We start from the raw sequence: 20,208 nt of genomic DNA on the forward strand, positions 1-20,208 counted from the left end.
CTTTCCCTCTCTTCTTGCCCCTAGTCAGGAGTCCATCATCCATGAGTACCCCGCGTTTTGGCGTCATGCTGGTCAATCTCGGCACCCCCGATGCCCCGACCCCCAAGGCGGTGCGCCGTTACCTCGCGGAGTTTCTTGGTGATGTGCGCGTGATCGACCTGCCGCGTCTGCTCTGGCTGCCGATTCTGCATGGCCTGGTGTTGACGACGCGTCCCAAGAAGGTGGCCGAGGCCTACGCCTCGGTGTGGACGGAAGACGGCTCGCCGCTGATGGCGATCGGCAAGCGTCAGCGCGCCGCGCTGGAAGCACGCCTGGCCGAGTCACTGGGCGAGGATATTCCCGTCGAACTGGCGATGACCTACGGCAAGCCGACCATGGAAGAGGTGGGGCGCAAGCTCGCCAGCCGCGGTGCCGACCGCATGCTGATCCTGCCGCTCTATCCGCAGTTCTCGCGCACGACCACCGCCGCGGTCTTCGATCGCCTGGCGCGTGCGCTCAAGCCGTGCCCGCATCTGCCGGAGCTGCGTTTCGTGCGCGATTATCACGACCACCCGGATTACATCGCGGCGCTGGCCACCAGCGTGCGTGAGCACTGGGAGAAGGAAGGTCGGCGCGGCAAGCGCCTGCTGATGAGCTATCACGGCATTCCCAAGCGCTATGCCACCGCAGGCGACCCCTACCCGACGCAATGCGAGCGCACCAGCCAGTTGCTGGCCGAGGCGCTGGGGCTTGGTGACGATGAGTGGGCGATGACCTATCAGTCGCGCTTCGGCAAGGCCGAGTGGCTCAAGCCGTACACCGATGAAACGCTGAAGGCGTGGGGTGGTGAAGGGCTGGAAAGCGTCGATGTCATCTCGCCGGCCTTCGCGGCTGACTGTCTCGAGACGCTGGAAGAGCTGGAGGAAGAGAACCGCGGCTACTTCACCGAATCGGGTGGTGGCGACTTCCGCTACATTCCGGCGCTCAATGATCGCAGTGACCATATCGATCTGCTCGAGGCGCTGTGTCGCCAGCATACTCAGGGCTGGTAACGAGCAGGCCCGTCATACTGCCATTGCCCGAGAAATGAAAACGCCCCACCAGTCATCACTGGTGGGGCGTTTTCATGTTGCTGGCCTGCTGTTCGTGAATCCGTTCCTGCGCATCAGCGCTCGTGAATCCGCTCTCGTGGCTTGGCCCCGCTTGATGAGGGCCTGCCTGGCGAGAGCCGAGAGCCGAGTGACGATCATGGCAGGCGGGATTCGCTGGCCTCGGCGTTGACCTCGTCCGGCTCCTCGGCGACTTCGAGTCGCTCCGGCACGTTGCGTGTGCGGCTGTCCGCCACCAGCTTCTGGTGCAGCGCCGCCTTTGACAGCAGGTGAGCGGTCACGGGGGCGGTGATGAACAGGAAGATGGACACCAGCATTTCCTGGAAGCTGAAATGGCCGGTGGTGGCGCGGAAGTAGATCATCGACGCCATCAGCACGCAGCCGACCCCCAGCGTGGTGGTCTTGCTGGGGCCGTGCAGGCGCATGTAGAAGTCCTTGAGGTGCGTCAGTCCCAGAGAGCCGATGAAGGCAAACAGGCCGCCGGCAACCAGGAAGAAGGCGATCACGCCTTCGAGGACAGGATAGAACCAGGTGGGCATGGGGAGTCTCCGCTCAGGTCATTCGATGATGTCGCCGCGCAGCAGGTACTTGCAGACTGCCACGGTGCTGACGAAACCGAGCATGGCGATCAACAGCGCCGCCTCGAAGTAGGACTTGCTGTTGAGCTGGATGCCGAACAGCACGATCAGGGCGATGGAGTTCACGTACATGGTGTCCACCGCCAGAATGCGGTCCGGCAGGTCCGGCCCGATGGCGAGCCGGAAGACGTTGAGCACCAGCGAGGCGGCGAACAGCGCGATGCTGATCCACAGGGCGATGTCTAGCATTCGAAGATCTCCTTGAGCGGACGCTCGTAGCGCTGGCGGATCTCGTCGATCAATTCCTGCTCATCCTCGACATCCAGCGCGTGGATGATCAGATGGCGACCATCCAGCGTCAGATAGGCCGAGACCGTGCCCGGCGTCAGCGTGATGGTGCTCGACAGCAGGGTGATCGGGAACTTCTCCTCAAGCTCCAGCGGATAGCGCACGAAGGCCGGGCGGAACTTGGCGCGCGGATTGAGGATCAGGTAGGACACCTGCAGGTTGGCGATGATGATGTCCATGATCACGCGCAGGAAGTAGCTGATCAGTCGCCAGGGCTTCTGGAGGTCGGGCTGCGGCTCCCAGAAGCGGTAGGTCAGGATGGGAATCGCGATGGCCAGCACTGCCCCGAGCAGGATCTGACCGGGCGCGACGCTGTTCTGCAGCATCAGCCAGACGATCAGCAGCAGCACCGACAACATCGGCGTGGGCAAGAGACGGGAACGAGGCTTGATCATGAGACATCTCCCTTCAGCGGCGGTGCGGTTTCCGGTGCCGCGTCCTTGCCGAGCAAGGATTCAAGATAGGGGGCCGGGTTGGACAGCTGCTCGGCGGTGGCCTTGGTCCAGTTCGCCAGCGGCCCCGCGAAGATGACCAGCATCAGCGCGGCCGAGATCAGCCCGCCAGTGGCGATGCCACGGGCTACGCCGATGCGCTCGCCGCTGGGCTCGGCCTTGCTGGTGCGCCAGAACACGCTGGAACCGGCGCGTGAGCAGGCGACCAGCGAGCACAGACCGGCCAGCAGCAGCAGCGGCCACAGCCAGATCTGCTGCTCCGGCGTCGCCGAGGCGAGAATCAGCGCCTTGCCGATGGCGCCCGAGAACGGCGGCAGCCCGGCGGCGGCGGCGGTGCCGATCAGGAAGAGGCCACCCAGCAGGCCTGCCTGCAGCAGCGGGCGCGAGCGCACGATGCGTGCCCCGGCCTTGCCGCGCTGACCGGCGACCACGTCGACCAGCAGGAAGAGCCCGCCGGTGACCAGCGTCGAGTGGATCAGGTAGAACAGCAGCGCGCTGTCTGCCTCGATCGTGTTCATGCCCAGCGCCGTCAGTAGCGTGCCCACCGACACCATCACCAGATAGGCCACCAGGGTGCGCAGATCACGCGCGGAGAGCACGCCCAGCATCGCCACCACCAGGGTGGCGAGTCCCGCCCACCACAGCCAGTCACGACCGAGGTCCGCCAGTGCGCCAGCGTTGTCGGTGAAGATCAGCGAGTAGACGCGCAGGATGGAGTAGATGCCGACCTTGGTCATGATCGCGAACAGCGCCGCTACCGGTGCCGAGGCCGCGGCATAGGCGCGTGGCAGCCAGAAGTACAGCGGCAGCATCGCCGCCTTGAGGCCGAACACCACCAGCAACAGCAGGCCACCGGCTTCCATCAGGCCGGCACGGCCCGGGTCGAGCGTGGTGACGATGACCGCCATGTCGGCCATGTTCAGGGTGCCGGTCACGCCGTACAGGATACCCAGCGCGATCAGGAAGAACGCCGAGCCCATCAGGTTCAGCACCACATAGTGCAGCGCCGACAGCGTGCGTGCCTTGCTGCCGCCATGCAGTAGCAGGGCGTAGGAGGCGATCAACAGCACCTCGAAGAACACGAACAGGTTGAACAGGTCGCCGGTCAGGAAGGCACCGTTGATGCCCATCAGCTGCAGCAGGAACAGACCATGGAAGTTGGAGCCGGTCTCATCGATGCCCGCCGTGGCGTACAGACAGGCCAGCAGGCCCAGCAGCGAGCTGAGCAGCACCATGGTCGCCGACAGGCGGTCCAGCACCAGCACGATCCCGAACGGCGGCTGCCAGTCGCCCAGCGCGTAGTAGCGGATGGTGCCATCACCGGCCTGCACCACCAGCGCGATGGCGATGGCCACCATCAATGCCTGGGCCACCAGGCTGACCGTGCGGCGCAGGGTCGGTGAGGTGGCACGACTCAGCAGCAGGCCCGCCCCCACCAGCAGCGGCAGGACAATCGGAAGGACAATCAGGTGTTGCAGCATCACTTGGTGTCCTCTTTCTCTTTCGAATCATCCAGGCGATTGCCGTTGACGTGGTCACTGCCCAGGTCGCCGCGCGCGCGCATCGCCAGGATGACCACGAAGGCCGTCATGGCGAAGCCGATCACGATGGCGGTCAGCACCAGCGCCTGGGGCAGCGGGTCAGCTGCTGGTGAGCCGGCACCGACCACGGCTGGATTGCCGTGCATCGCAAGGCCACCCATGGAGAACAGGAACAGGTTGACGGCGTAGGACAGCAGCGTCAGGCCGACCACGACGGGGAAGGTGCGGCCGCGCAGGGTGAGGTAGACACCGCAGGCGGCCAGCAGGCCGGTGGTAGTGGCGTAGAGGGCTTCCATCACATCTTCTCCTTGGTCGGGCGATGCGGAGTCGTCAGCTTGCCCAGATTGGCGAGAATCATCAGGGTCGCGCCGACCACGGTCAGGTAGACGCCGAGGTCGAACAGCAGCGCGGTGGCCAGCTCGATTTCCCCGATGACGGGCAGGGTGAAGTGGCCGAAGGAGGATGTCAGGAACGGATAGCCGAACACCCAGCTGCCGGCGCCGGTCAGGCCGGCGATCAACACCCCGGCCGCCGCGACGGGCTGATAGGGGAAGCGCAGCCAGCGCTGCGTCCAGTCCACGCCACGCGCGATGTAGAGCAGGATGATGGCCACTGCCGTCACCAGACCGGCGATGAAGCCGCCACCCGGCGCATTGTGGCCTCGCAGGAAGATGTAGACCGAGACCAGCAGTGCCAGCGGCAGCAGCGTCTGGGAAACGGTGGCCAGGATCATCGGATGGCGATCCGGCGACCAGCCACGGCCATCCAGGTCACTGGACGGCATGAACAGGCGCAGGCGGTTGAGCAGCTTGAAGATCGCCAGACCCGCGATGCCCAGTACGGTGATCTCACCCAGCGTATCGAAGCCACGGAAGTCGACCAGAATCACGTTGACCACGTTATGGCCACCGCCACCGGAGACCGCATTGGCCATGAAGAAGTCGGAGATCGACTCCACCGGGCGGGTCAGGATGGCGAAGTTGAGGCTCGCTACCACCACGCCGAAGGCACTGGCCAGCAGCACGTCGCGCATGATGCGGCGTGCGCTGGATTCCTTGGGCGTGCGCTGGGGCAGGAAGAACAGCGCCAGCATCAGCAGGATCATCGTCACCACCTCGACCGCCAGCTGGGTCAGTGCCAGGTCCGGTGCGGCGAAGCGCGCGAAGGCCAGCGAGGTCATCAGGCCGACCACGGACAGCATCAGCAGCGAGATCAGACGCTTGCGGTGGGTGATCGCGGTGCCGAGGCCGGCCAGGCCGGTGATCACGGCGCCGGTCAGCAGCATGCCATCGAAGGGCTGTTGCTCAAGCTCCCCACCCAGTTGCGGCACGGCCAGCAGGCCGATGCCGACGAACAGCAGCGCGGTCAGCAGCAGCCACAGCATGTAGCGCTGCAGCGAGCCATTCTCGAAGCTGTCCATGCTGCGTTCGGAAAGCTTGACGAGGCGTTGCACGTTGGCCTCGAACACCAGCAGGGCGTTGCGCGCGCGGAACTGGCGCTGGAAGGAATAGAGGTGGTGGCGCAGGGCATAGACGGCGACGCCGCCCGCCAGCGCGATACCGCTCATCAGCAGCGGCAGATTGAAGCCGTGCCAGATGGCGAGGCTGAAGTCCGGTACCGGTCCGGCCAGCACGCTGGCGGAGGCACTGACCAGCAGGTCCTTGATCACCAGCGACGGCAGGATGCCGACCAGCAGACAGATCAGCACCAGCACCTCGATGGGCAGCTTCATGTAGCGCGGCGGCTCATGCGGAGTCTTGGGCAGATCCTTCGGCTCGCCATTGAAGAAGACGTCGTGGATGAAGCGCAGCGAGTAGGCCACCGACAGGATGCCACCGAGGGTCGCCAGCGCCGGAATCAGCCACGACAGGCCGCCCAGCAGCTGGGCATCGAGGCTCTCGGCGAAGAACATCTCCTTGGACAGGAAGCCGTTGAGCAGCGGCACACCGGCCATCGAGGCCGAGGCGACCATCGCCAGCACCGTGGTATGCGGCATGTAGCGATACAGGCCGTTGAGCTTGCGGATGTCACGCGTGCCGCACTCGTGATCGACGATGCCGGCGGCCATGAACAGCGAGGCCTTGAAGGTGGCGTGATTGATGATGTGCAGCAGGCCCGCGACGGCGGCCATCTGGCTGTTGAAGCCGAACAGCAGCGTGATCAGGCCCAGGTGACTGATGGTCGAGAAGGCCAGCACGCCCTTGAGGTCCTGCTTCATCAGCGCGAACCAGGCGCCATACAGCAGGGTGGCCAGGCCGGTCAGGCTGACGATGTAGAACCACAGGTCTGTCCCCGCGAGCACCGGGTGCATGCGCGCCAGCAGGAAGACACCGGCCTTGACCATGGTGGCGGAGTGCAGGAAGGCGGACACCGGCGTCGGCGCCGACATCGCATGGGGCAGCCAGAACTGGAACGGGAACTGGGCCGACTTGGTGAAGGCGCCCAGCAGCACCAGCACCAGCGCGACCGGATAGAGCTCGTGGGAGCGGATCTGGTCCGCCGCGGCCAGCACGTCATCGAACTGGTAGCTGCCGACGATATGCCCGATGACCAGGATACCGGCCAGCAGTGCCAGACCCCCGGCGCCGGTGACGGTCAGGGCCATGCGGGCACCCTTGCGCGCCTCGCTCAGCTGGTACCAGTAACCGATCAGCAGGAAGGAGCTCAGACTGGTCAGCTCCCAGAACACCCACATCAGCAGCAGGTTGTCTGCCATCACGATGCCGAGCATCGCGGTCATGAACAGCATCAGGAAGCTGTAGAGGCGTGCCAGCGAATCCTCGCCAGACAGGTAATAGCGGGAATAGAGAATGATCAGCAGGCCAATGCCGAGAATCAGCAGCACGAACAGCCCCGACAGACCATCGAAGCGCAGCGACAGGTTGAGTCCCAGCTCCGCGATCCAGGGCAGATGGAACTGGGGCACCATGCCCGAGAAGACGTCTCCGAGGTGGAAGACGGCGATACCGAGTGCTATGGCAGGCGCCACCGCGGTCAGCCAGGCAAGGCGTGCACGGGGCAGATTTCTGGCCATCAAGGGCACCAGGGCACCGAGTAACGGCAATAGCACGATCAACAGCAGGGTCATGGAAGACTCGCTCCAGTCGTTGTTGTAGTACGTAGTCCGTCATTCGTGGGCAGCGCAGACACAGGCTCAGGGCCGGACTGCCAGCTTCGAGATCGGGAGGCGGAGTTTCGGCCACTGGGTGCCGACAGAATAGGCGAGCGCACTGCAGGTTGCCGCGATGAAGTGCCGGACACACGAGACTCTGTCAGGAAGACGTTCTCATGGGGCCATGCGAGACACGACATGCGTCACGCGGCAGCAAGGGTTGGCAGTGGCTGGCTCAGGCTGCACGGAGGGTCTGGCGCGGGTTCAGCGCGTCAATCGCTCCGGGCATGACGTTACCGTCGCAAGGGGCGGATCCGTCAGGAAGGGGAGTCGCACGGCACGGGGTGCCAGCATCCAGGATGGGATGAGGTCCGCAGCGCGTCCCCGGCTGCCCGCAACGGGCAGACGGCGAATATGCCGGGTTGGTGCGGTCATGTCATGTCTTGCGAGCATGGCCGTATTCCTCCTGAAGCCCCTGGATGACAAGTGTGTGTTCGAGTGGAGACACTTGCGCGATCTTGTTGAAAACATTGATGGAACGTGACCTAACCTCTCGAATGTATCACGCACTTGCACCCCTCGCCAGCGCATGCCCGACCCGCAGGAACGCGACATGGACCGTGTGAAGTGTTGTACAAGATGTAGAATTTCTTGTACAAATATTGCACGCCATACGTTCCACGGAGTCATCATGCACGAGGTCGCCAGCATGAATTCGGGCAACGCACCGGAAACCTCTCTGGTGTGGTTGCGTCACGACCTGCGGCTGGAAGACAACCCGCTGTTCGCGCTGCCCCTGTCACGTCGCCCGCATCAGATGCTGGTGATGTATGTATTCGACCGTCGCTGGCTGACACCGAGTGACGGCTTGCCACGCTTGGGGCCAGCGCGTCTGCGCCTGTTGTGGCAGAGTCTGATGAACCTGCGTGGCATGCTGCTGCGCCGCGGCAGTGACCTGCTGGTGCGCGTCGGGGACCCCGTCGAGGAAGTGCTGACGCAGGTCGCCCAGCATGATGTCCAGTGCCTGGAAGTCAGCCTCGCCGCCGCGCCGGAAGACAGCCGCGCCCTGCAGCAGCTCTCACGGCGTCTGCCGGCCTCGACCCGGCTCCACTGTCATCCCGCTGACCAGATCGCCTTCGACAGCCAGCTGCTGGATGGCCCACTGCTTGATCGCCTGCTGCCGGGCAGACTCCCCCGCGAAGAGACGGCGCGCCTGCGTGTGGCGCATGCAGCGTCCCGCGTTGTAGATGAGCGTGCGACTCCCTCCAGTGATCTCACTATGCGTGACACAGCCTCTGCTGACACAGGCGCAATAGACGATCATGACGCCCTGGCGACCTGCGCCGAGCTTGCCTCGCAGGTGCTGCGGGCCAGTGGTGGCGATGATTCTGGCGTGGCCGACCTGATGCTGCCGCCTTGTGCTGTGCTCACGCCGACGCCCGGCACCTTGCAGGCACGCCCCCAGCGCGAGGCTTTGCCAACAGGGCTGAACGATGCGCAGTGGCGCGCGCTGTGCGAGGCGCAGTCCCCCTTGCAGGGGCTGCCCTATTCCCTGCCGCCGTGGCCCGATTCTGCCTCGCGTGGCTTTCCGCCGCTGGATGTCATCTGTGGCTCGGCGCAAGCCTGGCAGCCGGCGACTGCCAGGCTTGCGGAGCTGCAGGGCGGCGAGGAGCCAGCCCGCGCATACCTGTCGACCTTGCTGTGGGGCAAGGCTTGGGCGAAGGGAGATGCCGGCAAGGGCGATGACGACTCGATCGAAGGGGCGTCCTATCAGCGATCGCACTCTGCCGATGGCGAAGGCGCTGGTGTGCCGGCGGGGCTGGCGCCCCAGCGGGAGGCGGGGAAGACGCTGGACGATATGCAGCTGATGGCGCGCCCGGCGGATGCATGGCCACTGGCAGCATGGCTGGCGCTGGGCTGCATCAGTCCGCGCCGCATCCTGCAGGTACTGGATGCCCGCCGCCGCGAGGCGGGTGATGAGGCGATCAATCAGCAGCTGCTGGCCATCGTGCTGCAGCGCGAGTGCTGGCAGCGCATGCTGCGTGACAAGGATGAGGAGGCTCGCGCGGCCTGGTATGGCGCTGCGTTGCGGGAAGACGCCGCAAATGACGCCGCCTTTGCGCGCTGGAGCGAAGGGCGAACCGGCGATGCCCGGGCCGACAAGGCCATGCAGGTGCTGGTACGTGAAGGCTGGTTGCCGTGGTCAGAGCGCAAGTATCTGGCCGGTGCCTGGCTGGAGGGCGGCGGCGACTGGCGGCTGGGCGCGCGCTGGTTCGAGCGTTGCCTGCTTGATTACGACGCCGCCATCCACTGGGGCGAATGGCGGCATCTGGCGGGCTTCGATGTGTGATCGGACGGTGTCGATATCACGCGAGTCGTCTAGGAAGATCCAGGCCCTGGTGGCACCTCATCTATGACCTGCTTTTATGACCTGCCGCTCTTCAGCCCAGACGGGCCAATAGCGCCGTGACGGCCGTCTCGACGCGCAGGATGCGCTCGCCCAGATGCACCCCTTCAAAGCCTGTCGCCATGAATTTCTCGACCTCATAGTCCACGAAGCCGCCTTCCGGGCCGATGGCCAGAATCACCGGCTCGCTGACGGCGCGTGGGCACTCATCCGGCATGCCCGGATGGGCGATGATGCCACGCGGAGGCGTGCCTGATGCTGGTGTCATCAGTGCCGGCAGGCGGTCTTCCACGAAGGGTTTGAACAGTTTCTCGTGGGTCACCGTCGGCATGATGGTGTCACGCGCCTGCTCCAGTCCCAGCACCAGATGCTGGCGAATCTTGTCTTCCTTCAGTTCCGGCGACTGCCAATAACTCTTCTCGACCCGGCGCGTATGCAGCAGGGTGATGTGCTTTACGCCCAATGCCGTGACGTGTTCCAGCGAGCGTGCCAGCATGCGCGGGCGCGGCAGCGCCAGCAGCAGATGCACGTCGAGTGGCGCCGGCGGCTGACGGTCCAGCGTCAGGCTGAATTCGGCGCTGTCCGCGTCCAGTCGCTCCAGGCGGCCACGGCCGATCAGGCCACCCTCCACCCCCAGCGTCATCTCGTCGCCGACGTTGGCACGATGCACCTCACGCAGATGGCGCAGGCGGCGTGGGTCCGTGACACGTGCGTGGTCCTGAGCGGTCAGGTCGTCAGCGCCGAGCAAAATCAGATTCATGGCAATACCGGGGCAGTGGAGGGCAGGATGCATCGCTTACAGACAGCGGCAAGCGGGCGTTATTCTAGCATGTCGTGCATGCTGACCCGACGGGGACAGCGTTGGCATGGCATCAATGGCTGACGCGTGGAGACGCCTTTTCTTGCAGTCCCCCCCCTTGAGTGCACAATGAAGAAAAATCGACAGGAGCCTGACACGTGCGAGTGATCCGCAAATATGCCAATCGGCGCCTATACGACACCGAGCAGAGCCGCTACGTGACCCTGGAAGACCTGCGCAGCCTGGTGCTGGCGGAAGAGGTCTTCAAGGTCGAGGACGCCAAGAGCGGTGAGGACCTCACGCGCACCATCCTGCTGACCATCATCATCGAGCAGGAGCAGGGCGAGGGCGAGGCCGAGGTCTTCTCCAACGAGCTGCTGGAGCAGTTCATCCGTATCTATGCGATGGCCAAGCCGTTGCCGCTGGCCGGTTATCTGGAGCAGGGCACGCGTCTGATGATGGAGCAGCAGCAGCGCATGCAGGAGCAGTGGTCTCAGGCCATGCGTCACTCGCCGATGGAGATGATGCGCGAGGTCGCCGAAGAGAACCTGCGCTTCTGGCAACAGGCCATGGGCGCTGGCATGGGCGCTGGCAAGAATGCCTCACGCTCACAGCCGAGTGATGCGGATGCGGCGCCTGATGAGTCGGACACGCCGCCGGACGATGAGCGACGCTGAGTGTGACGCCGTGTCAGATCCAGCTTTCACATAAATTCATCGTGATGTGAAAAGGGGCGCCCCGAGCAGGGCGCCTTTCTGCCATAATGCGCAGCCTGATATTTCCTCGGTAGCTCGCGCCATGCGGGTAGCCCTGATCCTCACTGGCTCATGAAGGTTGAAAAGATGAAGGTCCTGATCATCGGCGGCGGTGGCCGCGAACATGCGCTGGCCTGGAAGGCCGCCCAGTCATCCCGTGTCGAGGAGGTCTTCGTGGCGCCCGGCAATGCGGGTACGGCGCGCGAGTCCAAGCTGACCAATCTGGCGATTGCCGCTGACGATCTCGATGCGCTGGTCGCCTTCGCGCGTGACAACGCCATCGAGCTGACCATCGTCGGCCCGGAAGCGCCGCTGGTGATCGGCGTGGTCGATCGCTTCCGTGAAGCGGGGCTCAAGTGCTTCGGCCCGACGGCCGGTGCCGCCCAGCTGGAAGGCTCCAAGGCCTTCACCAAGGACTTCCTGGCGCGTCATGCCATCCCGACCGGCGACTACGCGACCTTCGCGGAGGTCGATGCGGCGCTTGAGTACCTGGCGGCCCATCCGGCGCCCATCGTCATCAAGGCCGATGGCCTGGCGGCGGGCAAGGGCGTCGTGGTCGCGATGAGCGACGAGGAAGCCCGCGCCGCGGTGCGTGACATGCTCGAGGACAACGCCTTCGGCGATGCCGGCGCACGCGTGGTGATCGAGGAATTCCTCGACGGCGAGGAAGCTAGCTTCATCGTGATGGTCGACGGCGAGAACGTGCTGCCGATGGCCACCAGTCAGGATCACAAGCGCGTCGGCGAAGGCGATACCGGCCCCAACACCGGCGGCATGGGGGCCTACTCTCCGGCGCCGGTGGTGACGGCTGACGTTCACCAGCGCGTGATGGACGAGATCATCCTGCCCACCGTGCGTGGCATGGCGGCTGAAGGCCATCCCTATACCGGCTTCCTGTATGCCGGCCTGATGATCGATGCCCAGGGCGCGCCGAAGATCATCGAATACAACTGCCGCTTCGGTGACCCGGAAACCCAGCCGATCATGGTGCGTCTGAAGTCCGATCTGGTCGCGCTGTGTCTGGCCGCCGAAGACGGGCGTCTCGACACCCAGACCTGCGAGTGGGATTCCCGCGCGGCGGTCGGCGTGGTGCTGGCAGCTGGCGGCTATCCGGCCAGCTACCGCAAGGGCGATGTCATCAGTGGCTTCGACGCTGCCGAAGCGACCGGCTGCAAGGTCTTCCATGCCGGCACCGCCGAGCAGGACGGCCAGGTCGTCACCAGCGGTGGTCGCGTGCTGTGCGTCACCGCACTGGGCGACAGCGTCGCGGCGGCCACCGAGCGTGCCTATGAAGGCGTCGATGCCATCAGCTGGCAGGACATGCTGGTGCGTCGCGACATCGCCTGGCGCGCCATCGCTCGCGAGCGCGGCGATAGCTGAAAGCGCTGAGTCGCACGGGCCATCGCCCCGCGACATGCCTGCTTCACGACAAGACCCGGCCTCAGGCCGGGTCTTGTCGTTGGGGGCTCTCTCGACGCCCTGAGCGCCTACGACCATCGTGTCGGGGTCTGGTCATGTCGGTGTCGGGCATGCGATAACCCTAGTCATCCTATATTCCTTCTTGAGGCTGACCGGCGTCGAAAGATGGCGTCGCCGTCCGCCCTGAACCCTTTTCCTGTCTCGCCGACAAGGAGTCTGCATGGACCGTATCCGGCTTGAATTTCCGGTTTCCCGCCTGGTACATCGCCACCCGATGACGATTCGGGTCAGCGACATCAACTATGGCCAGCACCTGGGCCACGACAGCGTAGTCAGCCTGGCGCACGAGGCGCGGGGCCAGGCCTGGCAGGCGCTGGGCTTCCCCGAGTGGAACATCGATGGGCTGATGAGCATCGTCGCGGATCTCGCCGTGCAGTATCAGGGCGAGGGCCGGCTGGGCGACGCCCTCATGGTGGAAACGGCCATCGACAGCGTGTCCGGCAAGGGGCTTGGTGTCCATCACCGCCTGCTGCGTGTCAGCGATGACGCGGTACTGGCGACGCTGCGCGTCGGGCTGGTGTTCGCTGGCGAGCAGGGGTTGGCGGAACCGAGCGCGCGCGCCAGTGCCGCCATCGAGCAGGCCGTCTCAGCCATGTCGTCCCGGGTAGCCAACTGATGTCGCGGGAATATCCGATCATCGCCGTGACGGGGTCTTCCGGTGCGGGCACCACCACCGTCATGCGCACCTTCGAGCGCATGTTCTCGCGTGAGGCGATTCATGCCGCCTACGTGGATGGAGATGCCTTTCACCGTTATACCCGTGACGAGCTGGTGCGCATGTTTCAGGAGGCGCCGGAGCGCAAGCGCGAGCTGTCTCACTTCGCCGTCGAGGCCAACCAGCTGGATCGTCTGGAAGCGCTGTTCGTCGAATATGGCGAGCAGGGCTCCGGCACGCATCGTCACTACATCCATGCCGAAGACAAGCGCATGATCGAGGCCGGCTACAAGGTCGGCACCTTCACCGAATGGCAGTCGCTGCCGGACTGTACGGACCTGCTGTTCTACGAGGGGCTGCATGGCGGGCTGGTGACGCCGGAGCATGACATCGCGCGTCATGTCGATCTGCTGATCGGGGTGGCACCGACCATGAATCTGGAGTGGATCCAGAAGATCGATCGCGACACCAAGCTGCGCGGGCACTCCCAGGAAGCAGTGGTGGACACCATCCTGAGCCGCATGGATGACTACGTGCGCTACATCCAGCCGCAGTTCTCACGCACGCACATCAACTTCCAGCGCGTGCCGACGGTGGATACCTCCAACCCCTTCGAGCCGCAGGATATCCCGACGGATGCCGAGTCGATGGTCGTGATCCACTTCCGCGATCCCGGCAGTGTCGACTTCCCGTTCCTGCTCGCGATGATCCAGGGCTCGTTCATGTCGCGTCCGCATACGCTGGTGGTGCCCGGCGCGCTGATGGCACTGGCCATCGAGCTGATCATCACGCCGCTGGTCAAGAGCCTGCTGGCACAGCGGCGGTTCCGCTGAGCGGGAGACGAGGGCGATATTCTCCCGTGATGGGACATGCGAAACACCACTGAAGGCTTCATCTTTTCTCGATACAGGAATCATTGAATGTCCCCGATAAAGGCCTTGTGTCTCTGCGGTTTCCTGCTGATGGCAGGCAATGCCTTTGCCGACAAGCCCGTCGATACGTCGTCTCTTTCGTATGACGCTCTGTTGAGCGGCTATGAGTACGACTTCAGCGTGAATCATTTTGCGTTCGACTCGCAGCGCCAGTCATTGAAAATGGCCTATATCTATCTGAAGCCATCCGCTGGCATGCCTGTCGTCACGCTCATGCATGGCAAGAACTTCAATGCTGACTACTGGACGCCAACGGCCAGGTATCTGCAGTCACTGGGTTATGGCGTGCTGATTCCGGATCAGATCGGGTTCGGGAAATCCTCCAAGCCGGTGGATTATCAATACTCGTTCGCTGCCTTGGCGAAGCACACACATGACTTGATGGACTCTCTCGAGATCAAGGATTCGATAGTGCTGGGACATTCCATGGGCGGCATGCTGGCGAGTCGTTTCGCGTTGATGTACCCGGATACGACGCAGGAATTGATACTGGTAAATCCGATCGGGCTCGAGAACTACCTCGAGTATGAGGTCTACAAGGACACCAACTTCTTCTACAGAAACGAGTTGGCCAAGACCCCGGAAAGTGTCAAACGCTATCAGCAGAAGAACTATTATGCAGGCGAATGGAACGCGGAATATTCCTCGCTCACTGACTTCATCACCGGCCAGATACAGGGGCCGGACAAGGACACCATGGCATGGGTCAATGCCAAGACCTACGACATGATCTTCACTCAGCCAGTGATCACTGAATTTGGTGACTTTACTGTCCCGGTCAAATTGATCATTGGTACACGTGACAGAACCGCACCCGGGCGCAACTGGAAAAAGGAAGGCGTGGAGCGGGAGCTGGGGCGCTATGACAAGTTGGGTAAGCACGCCGCAGCCTTGATCCCGGATTCCGAGTTGTTCGAGCTGGAGGGCCTGGGGCACCTGCCACAAGTGGAGGATTTCGAGCGCTTCAAGGTAGCCCTGAACAAAGCGCTCAAGATGGACTCATGAGTACTGATGTCGCCATGTGAATGCCTGCCCCAGTCCTGGGCCTGGCCCTGGTCGGCCCATGCTGGCGGCGCGCTGATGGCGCTGCCATCGAGCTGATCATCACGTCGCTGGTCAAGGGCCTGCTGGCGCAGCGGCGGTTTCGCTAGCGGGAGACATGAAGGGGGCTGGGCTCGGACTGGCTCAGTGCTTGCGGCCCTTGAGGCGTGGCAGGATGCCTTTCTTCCAGACGCGCAGGGTGCGATTCAGGCGGCCACTGCGGATCAGCAGGCGCGCCTCGCGGGTGCTCAGCGGCAGGCCGAGAGTGCGTTGCTTGAGCTTCAGCGAGTGACGCAGGTCGAAGCGGCGCATCATGCGCGCGAGGGAGGCTGTGCCCGGCAGGCGCGGCAGGCGGACGGCAGAGGTGAAGTCGATCAGGACCGGCACGCCATCGCGCAGCACGACGTTGGAGCCACGGATGTCGTTGTGGGCCATCTGACGCTGATGGAGTTGCTGCACGACGAGAATCAGCTGCTGACTGAGGTGGGCGTCCGTCACGTCATTCAGGGCGGCGTCACTCAGCAACGGCCCTGGGATGTATTCCATCGCCAGCGACAGCGGTGACAGGCGCGCCACGGCGCGGGGGGCATGCGTCCAGTCGCCCAGACGCTCGAGCATCTTCAGCTCATGGCGTACCAGCCAGCGTGCCACCAATGCCGCCGGCGTGCCGGCATAGCGGCGATAATCCTTGCAGACCACCGGCTGGCCATTGAGGTGCGTGATATAGACCTCGGCCTTGAGAAAGCCCTTGGCACGCTGCAGGAACTCGCCCGGGGCCTGCTCGCCGTCAACACGCGCGCCCCTGGGCGCGGCACGCAGTGCCGCCCGCGCCTTCTCGGCGCGCGTAGGCTCAGCGCGATCGACGGCGGGGGCGCCGACAGTGGCCGGTTGTGTCTCGCCGTGAGCGCCAAGGCCGGCCTCCAGTTCGTGGTTGGCCTTGCGCAGGGAGGAATCTTGGCGAGTGAACACGGGCATGACGGGCGACTTCTCGTTAGCGGGATAACAATGATTATCCTACTGTTTTCCTCATTCGCCCACTGGCAGCGGTGAATCAGTCTGTTTCCCTAAAGGCGACATTGCCCTGTCCGCCAGCTGGCCCGCGTTTTCCTGCGTCTGCCCTTGGCCTGTTGCCCGGCTGGCGCTACGCTGGCAGGCCACGCTGCCGTGGGCAGCCCCACTTCAAGGGAGAAGGTGTCATGGACTGTCTGTTCTGCAAGATCATCAACCGCGAGATTCCCGCCGATATCGTCTATGAGGATGATGAGGTGCTGGCCTTCAATGACATCAATCCGCAGGCGCCGACCCATGTGTTGATCATCCCCAAGCAGCACATCGCCACGCTCAACGATATCGAGGAGCATCAGCTGGCCACGGTAGGGCGCCTGCAGTACACCGCCGCCAGACTGGCGAAGGACTATGGTTTTGCCGAGGGCGGTTATCGCGTGGTGATGAACTGCAATGAAGATGGCGGCCAGACGGTCTATCATATTCATATGCACCTGATGGGTGGTCGCCGCTTCACATGGCCGGCTGGCTGAGCCGGCATAGAGCAGGCGCCTGTACCGGCGGTTCGCGGGCAGGTAGCGGCTAGCGATAACAAGCGCGCGGCACACAGGCGCATACCGGCAATGTCGTGAAAACGGCATTGCCGGTTTTTCATTGGGGAAGCCACGGCGCAAGGGAGCCGGTCAGGCCTCGCCCGGCGACACTCTGCCCCTTACCGTCGCGGGCTGGCTTGCGTAAGATGGCCTCATTGCTCACGCCGTGCAGGAGTCTTCCCATGCCGCATTCCGATGCCATTTCGGCGCAACGTCATCATAGCCGCGCCGATCAGTTGATCCATCAGTTCGACACCGTACTGCGTACCCTGGTACCACATGCCGCCCAGCCGTCACGTCCCTCTCCGGCGGGCGACATCCATGACGAAGCGATCAGCGACGAAGAGCGTCAGCACGCCGCTGGCCTGATGCGCATCAATCACACTGGCGAGGTGTGTGCCCAGGCGCTCTATCAGGGTCAGGGGTTCACGGCGCGTCTGCCCGAAACGCGCACGCAGATGGAGCTGGCCGCCCAGGAAGAGATCGATCACCTGGCCTGGTGCGATGCACGACTCGTCGAGCTGGATGCCAATACCAGCCTGCTCAATCCGTTGTTCTACATGACGAGCTTCGCGCTCGGGGCAGCAGCGGGTGCCATCAACGACAAGGTCAGCCTCGGGTTCGTGGCCGCGACCGAAGAACTGGTCGGCGAGCACCTGTCGAAGCACCAGCAGACGCTGCCCGAGGGCGATCAGCGCTCACGTGCCGTGTTGCGCCAGATGGAAATCGACGAAGCCCATCATGAGCAGTGGGCGCTGGAAGCCGGTGGTCATCGCTTCCCGGGGCCGCTGAAGAGCGCGATGCGCCTGATGTCCAAGGTGATGACGGCCAGCGTCTATCGAGTGTGATGGTCAGGCGCCGGAGCCTGCCTTGGCAGCTTCAGGACGCTGCAACGCAAAAGGCCGCCCCATGGGGCGGCCTTTTGCGTTTTTGGCGAACGTCGTGATGATCAATACGAGACGATCATTGCGAATCGGCCAGTGCGAGTCGGCCAATGTGAGACGCTCAGCGGTCTCTGGCGTCAGGGCTTATTCCTTGACCTGGTACTCACCGTCCAGCGTCTCGGTGCTGCTGCCGTCTTCACGCGTGGCATCACGCGAGTAGTTCTGGCGGCCACTGGCCTTGTCCTGGGCCTCCTGCATGCGCTGCTGCATCTCGCTCATGCGCTTTTTCATGCGACGGCGAATGAAGGGCAGCATGATGATGCCGAGTACCATCATCACCAGCGCCGCGAACAGGCTGAAGATCATGACCACGCCACCGATCAGCCAGGCGGCGACCAGCTTGAGGCCGGACAGGCCATTGGAGGGGCGTTGGTTGCCTGCATTGGCCTGCCATTGGCGAGCCTGGTTCCACAGAGTGTTGTGCTGTTGGCCTTGCATGTGTCTTCTCCACGATAGAGCCGGGCCGTCAGGCCGGGCGAGGATGACCCGATAGGTGAAAGTGGGTGGTCGGGGATATCGGGTCAGGAAACAGGGGTATTGCCCTCCCGGCTCAACTGGCATTCGTGCTCTGGGCCGGGGGATGGGTAAGTGGGGCTCGATGCGACGCACTTTTGCATGAGGCGCTTGATGGCATCGGGCGGCCGGTTGACTCGTTCAGCATCGAAGTTGGCATCGTTGCCGTCAAGCGGCTTCGGCGTTGATCCAGCGCTGGATGTCGGGTTTAGTCCTCGAACCACTTCAAGGCACGGCGGCTGGACAAGCGGGTCGATCAGTTCACGGCCGATAATCCGGATTCATGGACACGCTGGCGGCGAGGTTGAAAGCGTTGCCCGGCAGCGGCATGTTCAATGTCATCCGTTGCGGCCTGCCTTGCGCATCGCGCCCGTGAATCTGGATGGCGTGCGCAGCGACTTCGACGCTTTGTACACTCTTGATGCCGTCGACAGCGGCAAAATTCAAGGTCTGGCGCATGCTGTCGCCATCGATGGCCTTGTCGCCGGGCGCGGAATCACTCTGGCGCAGCGCTTCGCTGATGAATTCTCCATCGGCGAGATTGATGGCCAGTTCCATCTGCCACCCATTATGCCCCCAGCCCGTGAACTGAACATGATCGTCGCGGATATCCATCGTGCTGAATTCCATCATGCCCTTGCGACTGGCGTGGATCATCATCTGCGTGAGCAGCTCTGGCGCGAGCCCTTGAGTAGACGCGGCGTCAGAGATATCTGTCGCAGGCTTACCGGCTGTGCGGGTGGCGGCCGTGTCCAGCGTGCTATCCCCGGCATCATCGCCGAGCGTGGCGTGCGTCTTGCCGTCATCTGAGTGCTCGCTGGTCGAGGGCCCATTTGCAGAGAGCCCTGCGGTCGAGAGTTCTGCCGCCGACAGCTGATGGCGCACCGGCAGGTCCTCGATGCCATTGGCATAGGCGGGAGCCGAGCCCAGCATCAGGCCGAGTGCGCTGACGCCCAGGCCGTGTCGCCAGTGCTGGACTGCGCGGCTGGCGAGCCAGAAGCGCGACGGGGCGGCGCCTGAGGCCGAGGACGGCGGCTGCCGGGATGCGGAGTCTGATTCACGAGCGGGAGCAATACGGGACGCGGCTGATGGGGACATGACACCCTCCTCAAGGATGGCTGGGCATGGCACTCACTGTGGGCCAAGCGACCTTGCGCGACGCTGAGACGTGAATTCATCTGAGGTTCATTGCCTCCTGTCAGTCTCTGCATTACAGGGTCAGTGGTTGCTCTCGGGATTGTCCGCGTTGTTCCAACGCAGGTTTGATTGCACATTCCGTTGTTAGATTGCTCGCCACGCGCAAGCGCCCGCCTTGGGCGCACACCAGCCCCGCCGTCATTCACGAGGTTCCTCTTCATGCAGACTCCCCACAAGGCTCAGCCAGACGCCCGTGCAGCGCGTGGCAGTCAATGGCGGCAACGCTATGTCTGGCTGTGCCTCGGGCTCGGGAGCCTGCTGGTCGGAGCACTGGCACTGCCGCCGCATGCGCTGTGTGACAGCGAGCGCTGGCGCAGCCTGCACGACGAAGTCGCCGCCGGACGTGTCATTTCGTTGTCCGAGCTGCTCGATAGCCTCGAGCGCGACTGGCTGGGTCAGGTGGTCGAGGTAGAGCTCGAAGAGACGCATGGCGAGCTGATCTATGAGGTCGAGATGCTCGGGCCACAGGGCCAGATGGCCAGATTCACCGTGCGCGCCTCGGATGGCAGCCTGCGTGAGGTGCGCGGCGTCAATCTGGATGCTATGCGTCGCGCTGGCAACGGTTCCTTGTCTGAGCCTCTGACCAAGCCCCTGACCAGGCCCCTGCCCGAGACGGACGACGCGCCGCTCGTGACTGACGGCGCCAATGCCGAGGTCGAGAGTCAGTAGGACGAGGCAGGCAGTGGCCTGGCCAGGCAGTGCCAGCGCAGGCTGTGACAAGGGCGCTGAGGGTGCCTGGCGGCCCTGAGGAACGGTATGCTAGTGCCAT

Annotated in this window: 21 protein-coding genes; 11 read left to right on the forward strand and 10 right to left on the reverse strand. The window is 63.8% G+C overall.

Annotated features, from left to right (window positions below):
• The first annotated feature begins 41 nt into the window (after positions 1-41).
• On the forward strand, positions 42-1,031 hold the full coding sequence (hemH, locus tag QD356_RS10565; RefSeq protein ID WP_054555275.1) for a ferrochelatase: 990 nt from the start codon (positions 42-44) through the stop codon (positions 1,029-1,031).
• Between the two features lie 194 nt (positions 1,032-1,225).
• On the opposite strand, the gene QD356_RS10570 is transcribed toward hemH, so the two are convergent.
• Genes QD356_RS10570 through QD356_RS10595 form a run of 6 tightly spaced genes read right to left on the reverse strand, consistent with a single transcriptional unit; the run spans position 1,226 to position 7,095 of the window.
• A complete protein-coding gene (locus QD356_RS10570) occupies positions 1,226-1,627 on the reverse strand; it encodes a Na+/H+ antiporter subunit G (RefSeq protein ID WP_054555276.1) in 402 nt (133 codons plus the stop codon).
• An 18-nt stretch (positions 1,628-1,645) separates the two neighbouring features.
• Positions 1,646-1,915, reverse strand: coding sequence for a K+/H+ antiporter subunit F (locus QD356_RS10575; protein ID WP_043334744.1), 270 nt, complete (start codon positions 1,913-1,915; stop codon positions 1,646-1,648).
• Positions 1,909-2,409: a Na+/H+ antiporter subunit E gene (locus QD356_RS10580; RefSeq protein WP_043334742.1), complete on the reverse strand. Its 501-nt coding sequence runs from the start codon at positions 2,407-2,409 to the stop codon at positions 1,909-1,911. The genes QD356_RS10575 and QD356_RS10580 overlap by 7 nt, the downstream gene beginning before the upstream one ends.
• On the reverse strand, positions 2,406-3,947 hold the full coding sequence (locus QD356_RS10585; protein WP_052384719.1) for a monovalent cation/H+ antiporter subunit D: 1,542 nt from the start codon (positions 3,945-3,947) through the stop codon (positions 2,406-2,408). Before QD356_RS10585 ends, QD356_RS10580 begins: the two co-directional genes overlap by 4 nt.
• Positions 3,947-4,303: a Na+/H+ antiporter subunit C gene (locus QD356_RS10590; RefSeq protein WP_043334740.1), complete on the reverse strand. Its 357-nt coding sequence runs from the start codon at positions 4,301-4,303 to the stop codon at positions 3,947-3,949. The genes QD356_RS10585 and QD356_RS10590 overlap by 1 nt, the downstream gene beginning before the upstream one ends.
• Positions 4,303-7,095 (reverse strand): monovalent cation/H+ antiporter subunit A, encoded by a 2,793-nt coding sequence (locus QD356_RS10595; protein ID WP_054555277.1) that lies wholly within the window; start codon positions 7,093-7,095, stop codon positions 4,303-4,305. Before QD356_RS10595 ends, QD356_RS10590 begins: the two co-directional genes overlap by 1 nt.
• 715 nt (positions 7,096-7,810) lie before the next feature.
• Between QD356_RS10595 and QD356_RS10600 the strand changes: the two genes are divergently transcribed.
• Positions 7,811-9,469, forward strand: a complete 1,659-nt coding sequence (locus QD356_RS10600; protein WP_192838640.1) for a deoxyribodipyrimidine photo-lyase — start codon at positions 7,811-7,813, stop codon at positions 9,467-9,469.
• A 91-nt stretch (positions 9,470-9,560) separates the two neighbouring features.
• Here the strand turns inward: QD356_RS10600 and QD356_RS10605 are convergent, their stop codons facing one another.
• Positions 9,561-10,286, reverse strand: coding sequence for a 16S rRNA (uracil(1498)-N(3))-methyltransferase (locus QD356_RS10605; RefSeq protein ID WP_192838639.1), 726 nt, complete (start codon positions 10,284-10,286; stop codon positions 9,561-9,563).
• A 197-nt stretch (positions 10,287-10,483) separates the two neighbouring features.
• Here QD356_RS10605 and phaR point away from each other — a divergent pair, with 197 nt between their 5' ends.
• The 6 genes from phaR (at position 10,484) to QD356_RS10635 (ending at position 15,297) form a co-directional block, all read left to right on the forward strand.
• Positions 10,484-11,002 (forward strand): polyhydroxyalkanoate synthesis repressor PhaR, encoded by a 519-nt coding sequence (phaR, locus tag QD356_RS10610; RefSeq protein WP_043334733.1) that lies wholly within the window; start codon positions 10,484-10,486, stop codon positions 11,000-11,002.
• Between the two features lie 165 nt (positions 11,003-11,167).
• A complete protein-coding gene (gene purD, locus QD356_RS10615) occupies positions 11,168-12,460 on the forward strand; it encodes a phosphoribosylamine--glycine ligase (RefSeq protein ID WP_043334731.1) in 1,293 nt (430 codons plus the stop codon).
• Between the two features lie 259 nt (positions 12,461-12,719).
• Positions 12,720-13,175, forward strand: coding sequence for an acyl-CoA thioesterase (locus tag QD356_RS10620; protein ID WP_192838638.1), 456 nt, complete (start codon positions 12,720-12,722; stop codon positions 13,173-13,175).
• The gene (locus tag QD356_RS10625) at positions 13,175-14,047 is read left to right on the forward strand and encodes a phosphoribulokinase (RefSeq protein ID WP_043334728.1); all 873 of its coding nucleotides are present in this window, start codon (positions 13,175-13,177) and stop codon (positions 14,045-14,047) included. The genes QD356_RS10620 and QD356_RS10625 overlap by 1 nt, the downstream gene beginning before the upstream one ends.
• 87 nt (positions 14,048-14,134) lie before the next feature.
• Positions 14,135-15,151 carry an alpha/beta hydrolase gene (locus QD356_RS10630; protein ID WP_192838637.1) on the forward strand — a complete coding sequence of 339 codons (1,017 nt, stop codon included), beginning with the start codon at positions 14,135-14,137 and terminating at the stop codon, positions 15,149-15,151.
• A 20-nt stretch (positions 15,152-15,171) separates the two neighbouring features.
• Positions 15,172-15,297, forward strand: coding sequence for a hypothetical protein (locus QD356_RS10635; RefSeq protein WP_264158082.1), 126 nt, complete (start codon positions 15,172-15,174; stop codon positions 15,295-15,297).
• 34 nt (positions 15,298-15,331) lie between these two features.
• Here the strand turns inward: QD356_RS10635 and QD356_RS10640 are convergent, their stop codons facing one another.
• Positions 15,332-16,162, reverse strand: coding sequence for an RIO1 family regulatory kinase/ATPase (locus tag QD356_RS10640; RefSeq protein WP_192838636.1), 831 nt, complete (start codon positions 16,160-16,162; stop codon positions 15,332-15,334).
• Positions 16,163-16,383: 221 nt separating this feature from the next.
• Here QD356_RS10640 and QD356_RS10645 point away from each other — a divergent pair, with 221 nt between their 5' ends.
• Together QD356_RS10645 and coq7 are read left to right on the forward strand one after the other, a co-directional pair.
• Positions 16,384-16,725 (forward strand): histidine triad nucleotide-binding protein, encoded by a 342-nt coding sequence (locus QD356_RS10645; RefSeq protein ID WP_043334727.1) that lies wholly within the window; start codon positions 16,384-16,386, stop codon positions 16,723-16,725.
• A gap of 260 nt (positions 16,726-16,985) precedes the next feature.
• Positions 16,986-17,633: a 2-polyprenyl-3-methyl-6-methoxy-1,4-benzoquinone monooxygenase gene (gene coq7, locus QD356_RS10650; protein ID WP_043334772.1), complete on the forward strand. Its 648-nt coding sequence runs from the start codon at positions 16,986-16,988 to the stop codon at positions 17,631-17,633.
• A gap of 180 nt (positions 17,634-17,813) precedes the next feature.
• On the opposite strand, the gene QD356_RS10655 is transcribed toward coq7, so the two are convergent.
• Both QD356_RS10655 and QD356_RS10660 read right to left on the reverse strand, forming a co-directional pair.
• Positions 17,814-18,167 (reverse strand): hypothetical protein, encoded by a 354-nt coding sequence (locus QD356_RS10655; RefSeq protein WP_052384715.1) that lies wholly within the window; start codon positions 18,165-18,167, stop codon positions 17,814-17,816.
• A 336-nt stretch (positions 18,168-18,503) separates the two neighbouring features.
• The gene (locus tag QD356_RS10660; RefSeq protein WP_192838635.1) at positions 18,504-19,340 is read right to left on the reverse strand and encodes a hypothetical protein; all 837 of its coding nucleotides are present in this window, start codon (positions 19,338-19,340) and stop codon (positions 18,504-18,506) included.
• A gap of 258 nt (positions 19,341-19,598) precedes the next feature.
• Here QD356_RS10660 and QD356_RS10665 point away from each other — a divergent pair, with 258 nt between their 5' ends.
• Complete coding sequence (locus QD356_RS10665) at positions 19,599-20,108, forward strand: hypothetical protein (protein WP_192838634.1); 510 nt, start codon at positions 19,599-19,601, stop codon at positions 20,106-20,108.
• The last annotated feature ends 100 nt before the right edge of the window (positions 20,109-20,208 follow it).

The organism is Cobetia sp. 2AS (assembly GCF_029846355.1).
GTDB classification, from domain to species: Bacteria; Pseudomonadota; Gammaproteobacteria; order Pseudomonadales; family Halomonadaceae; genus Cobetia; species Cobetia amphilecti.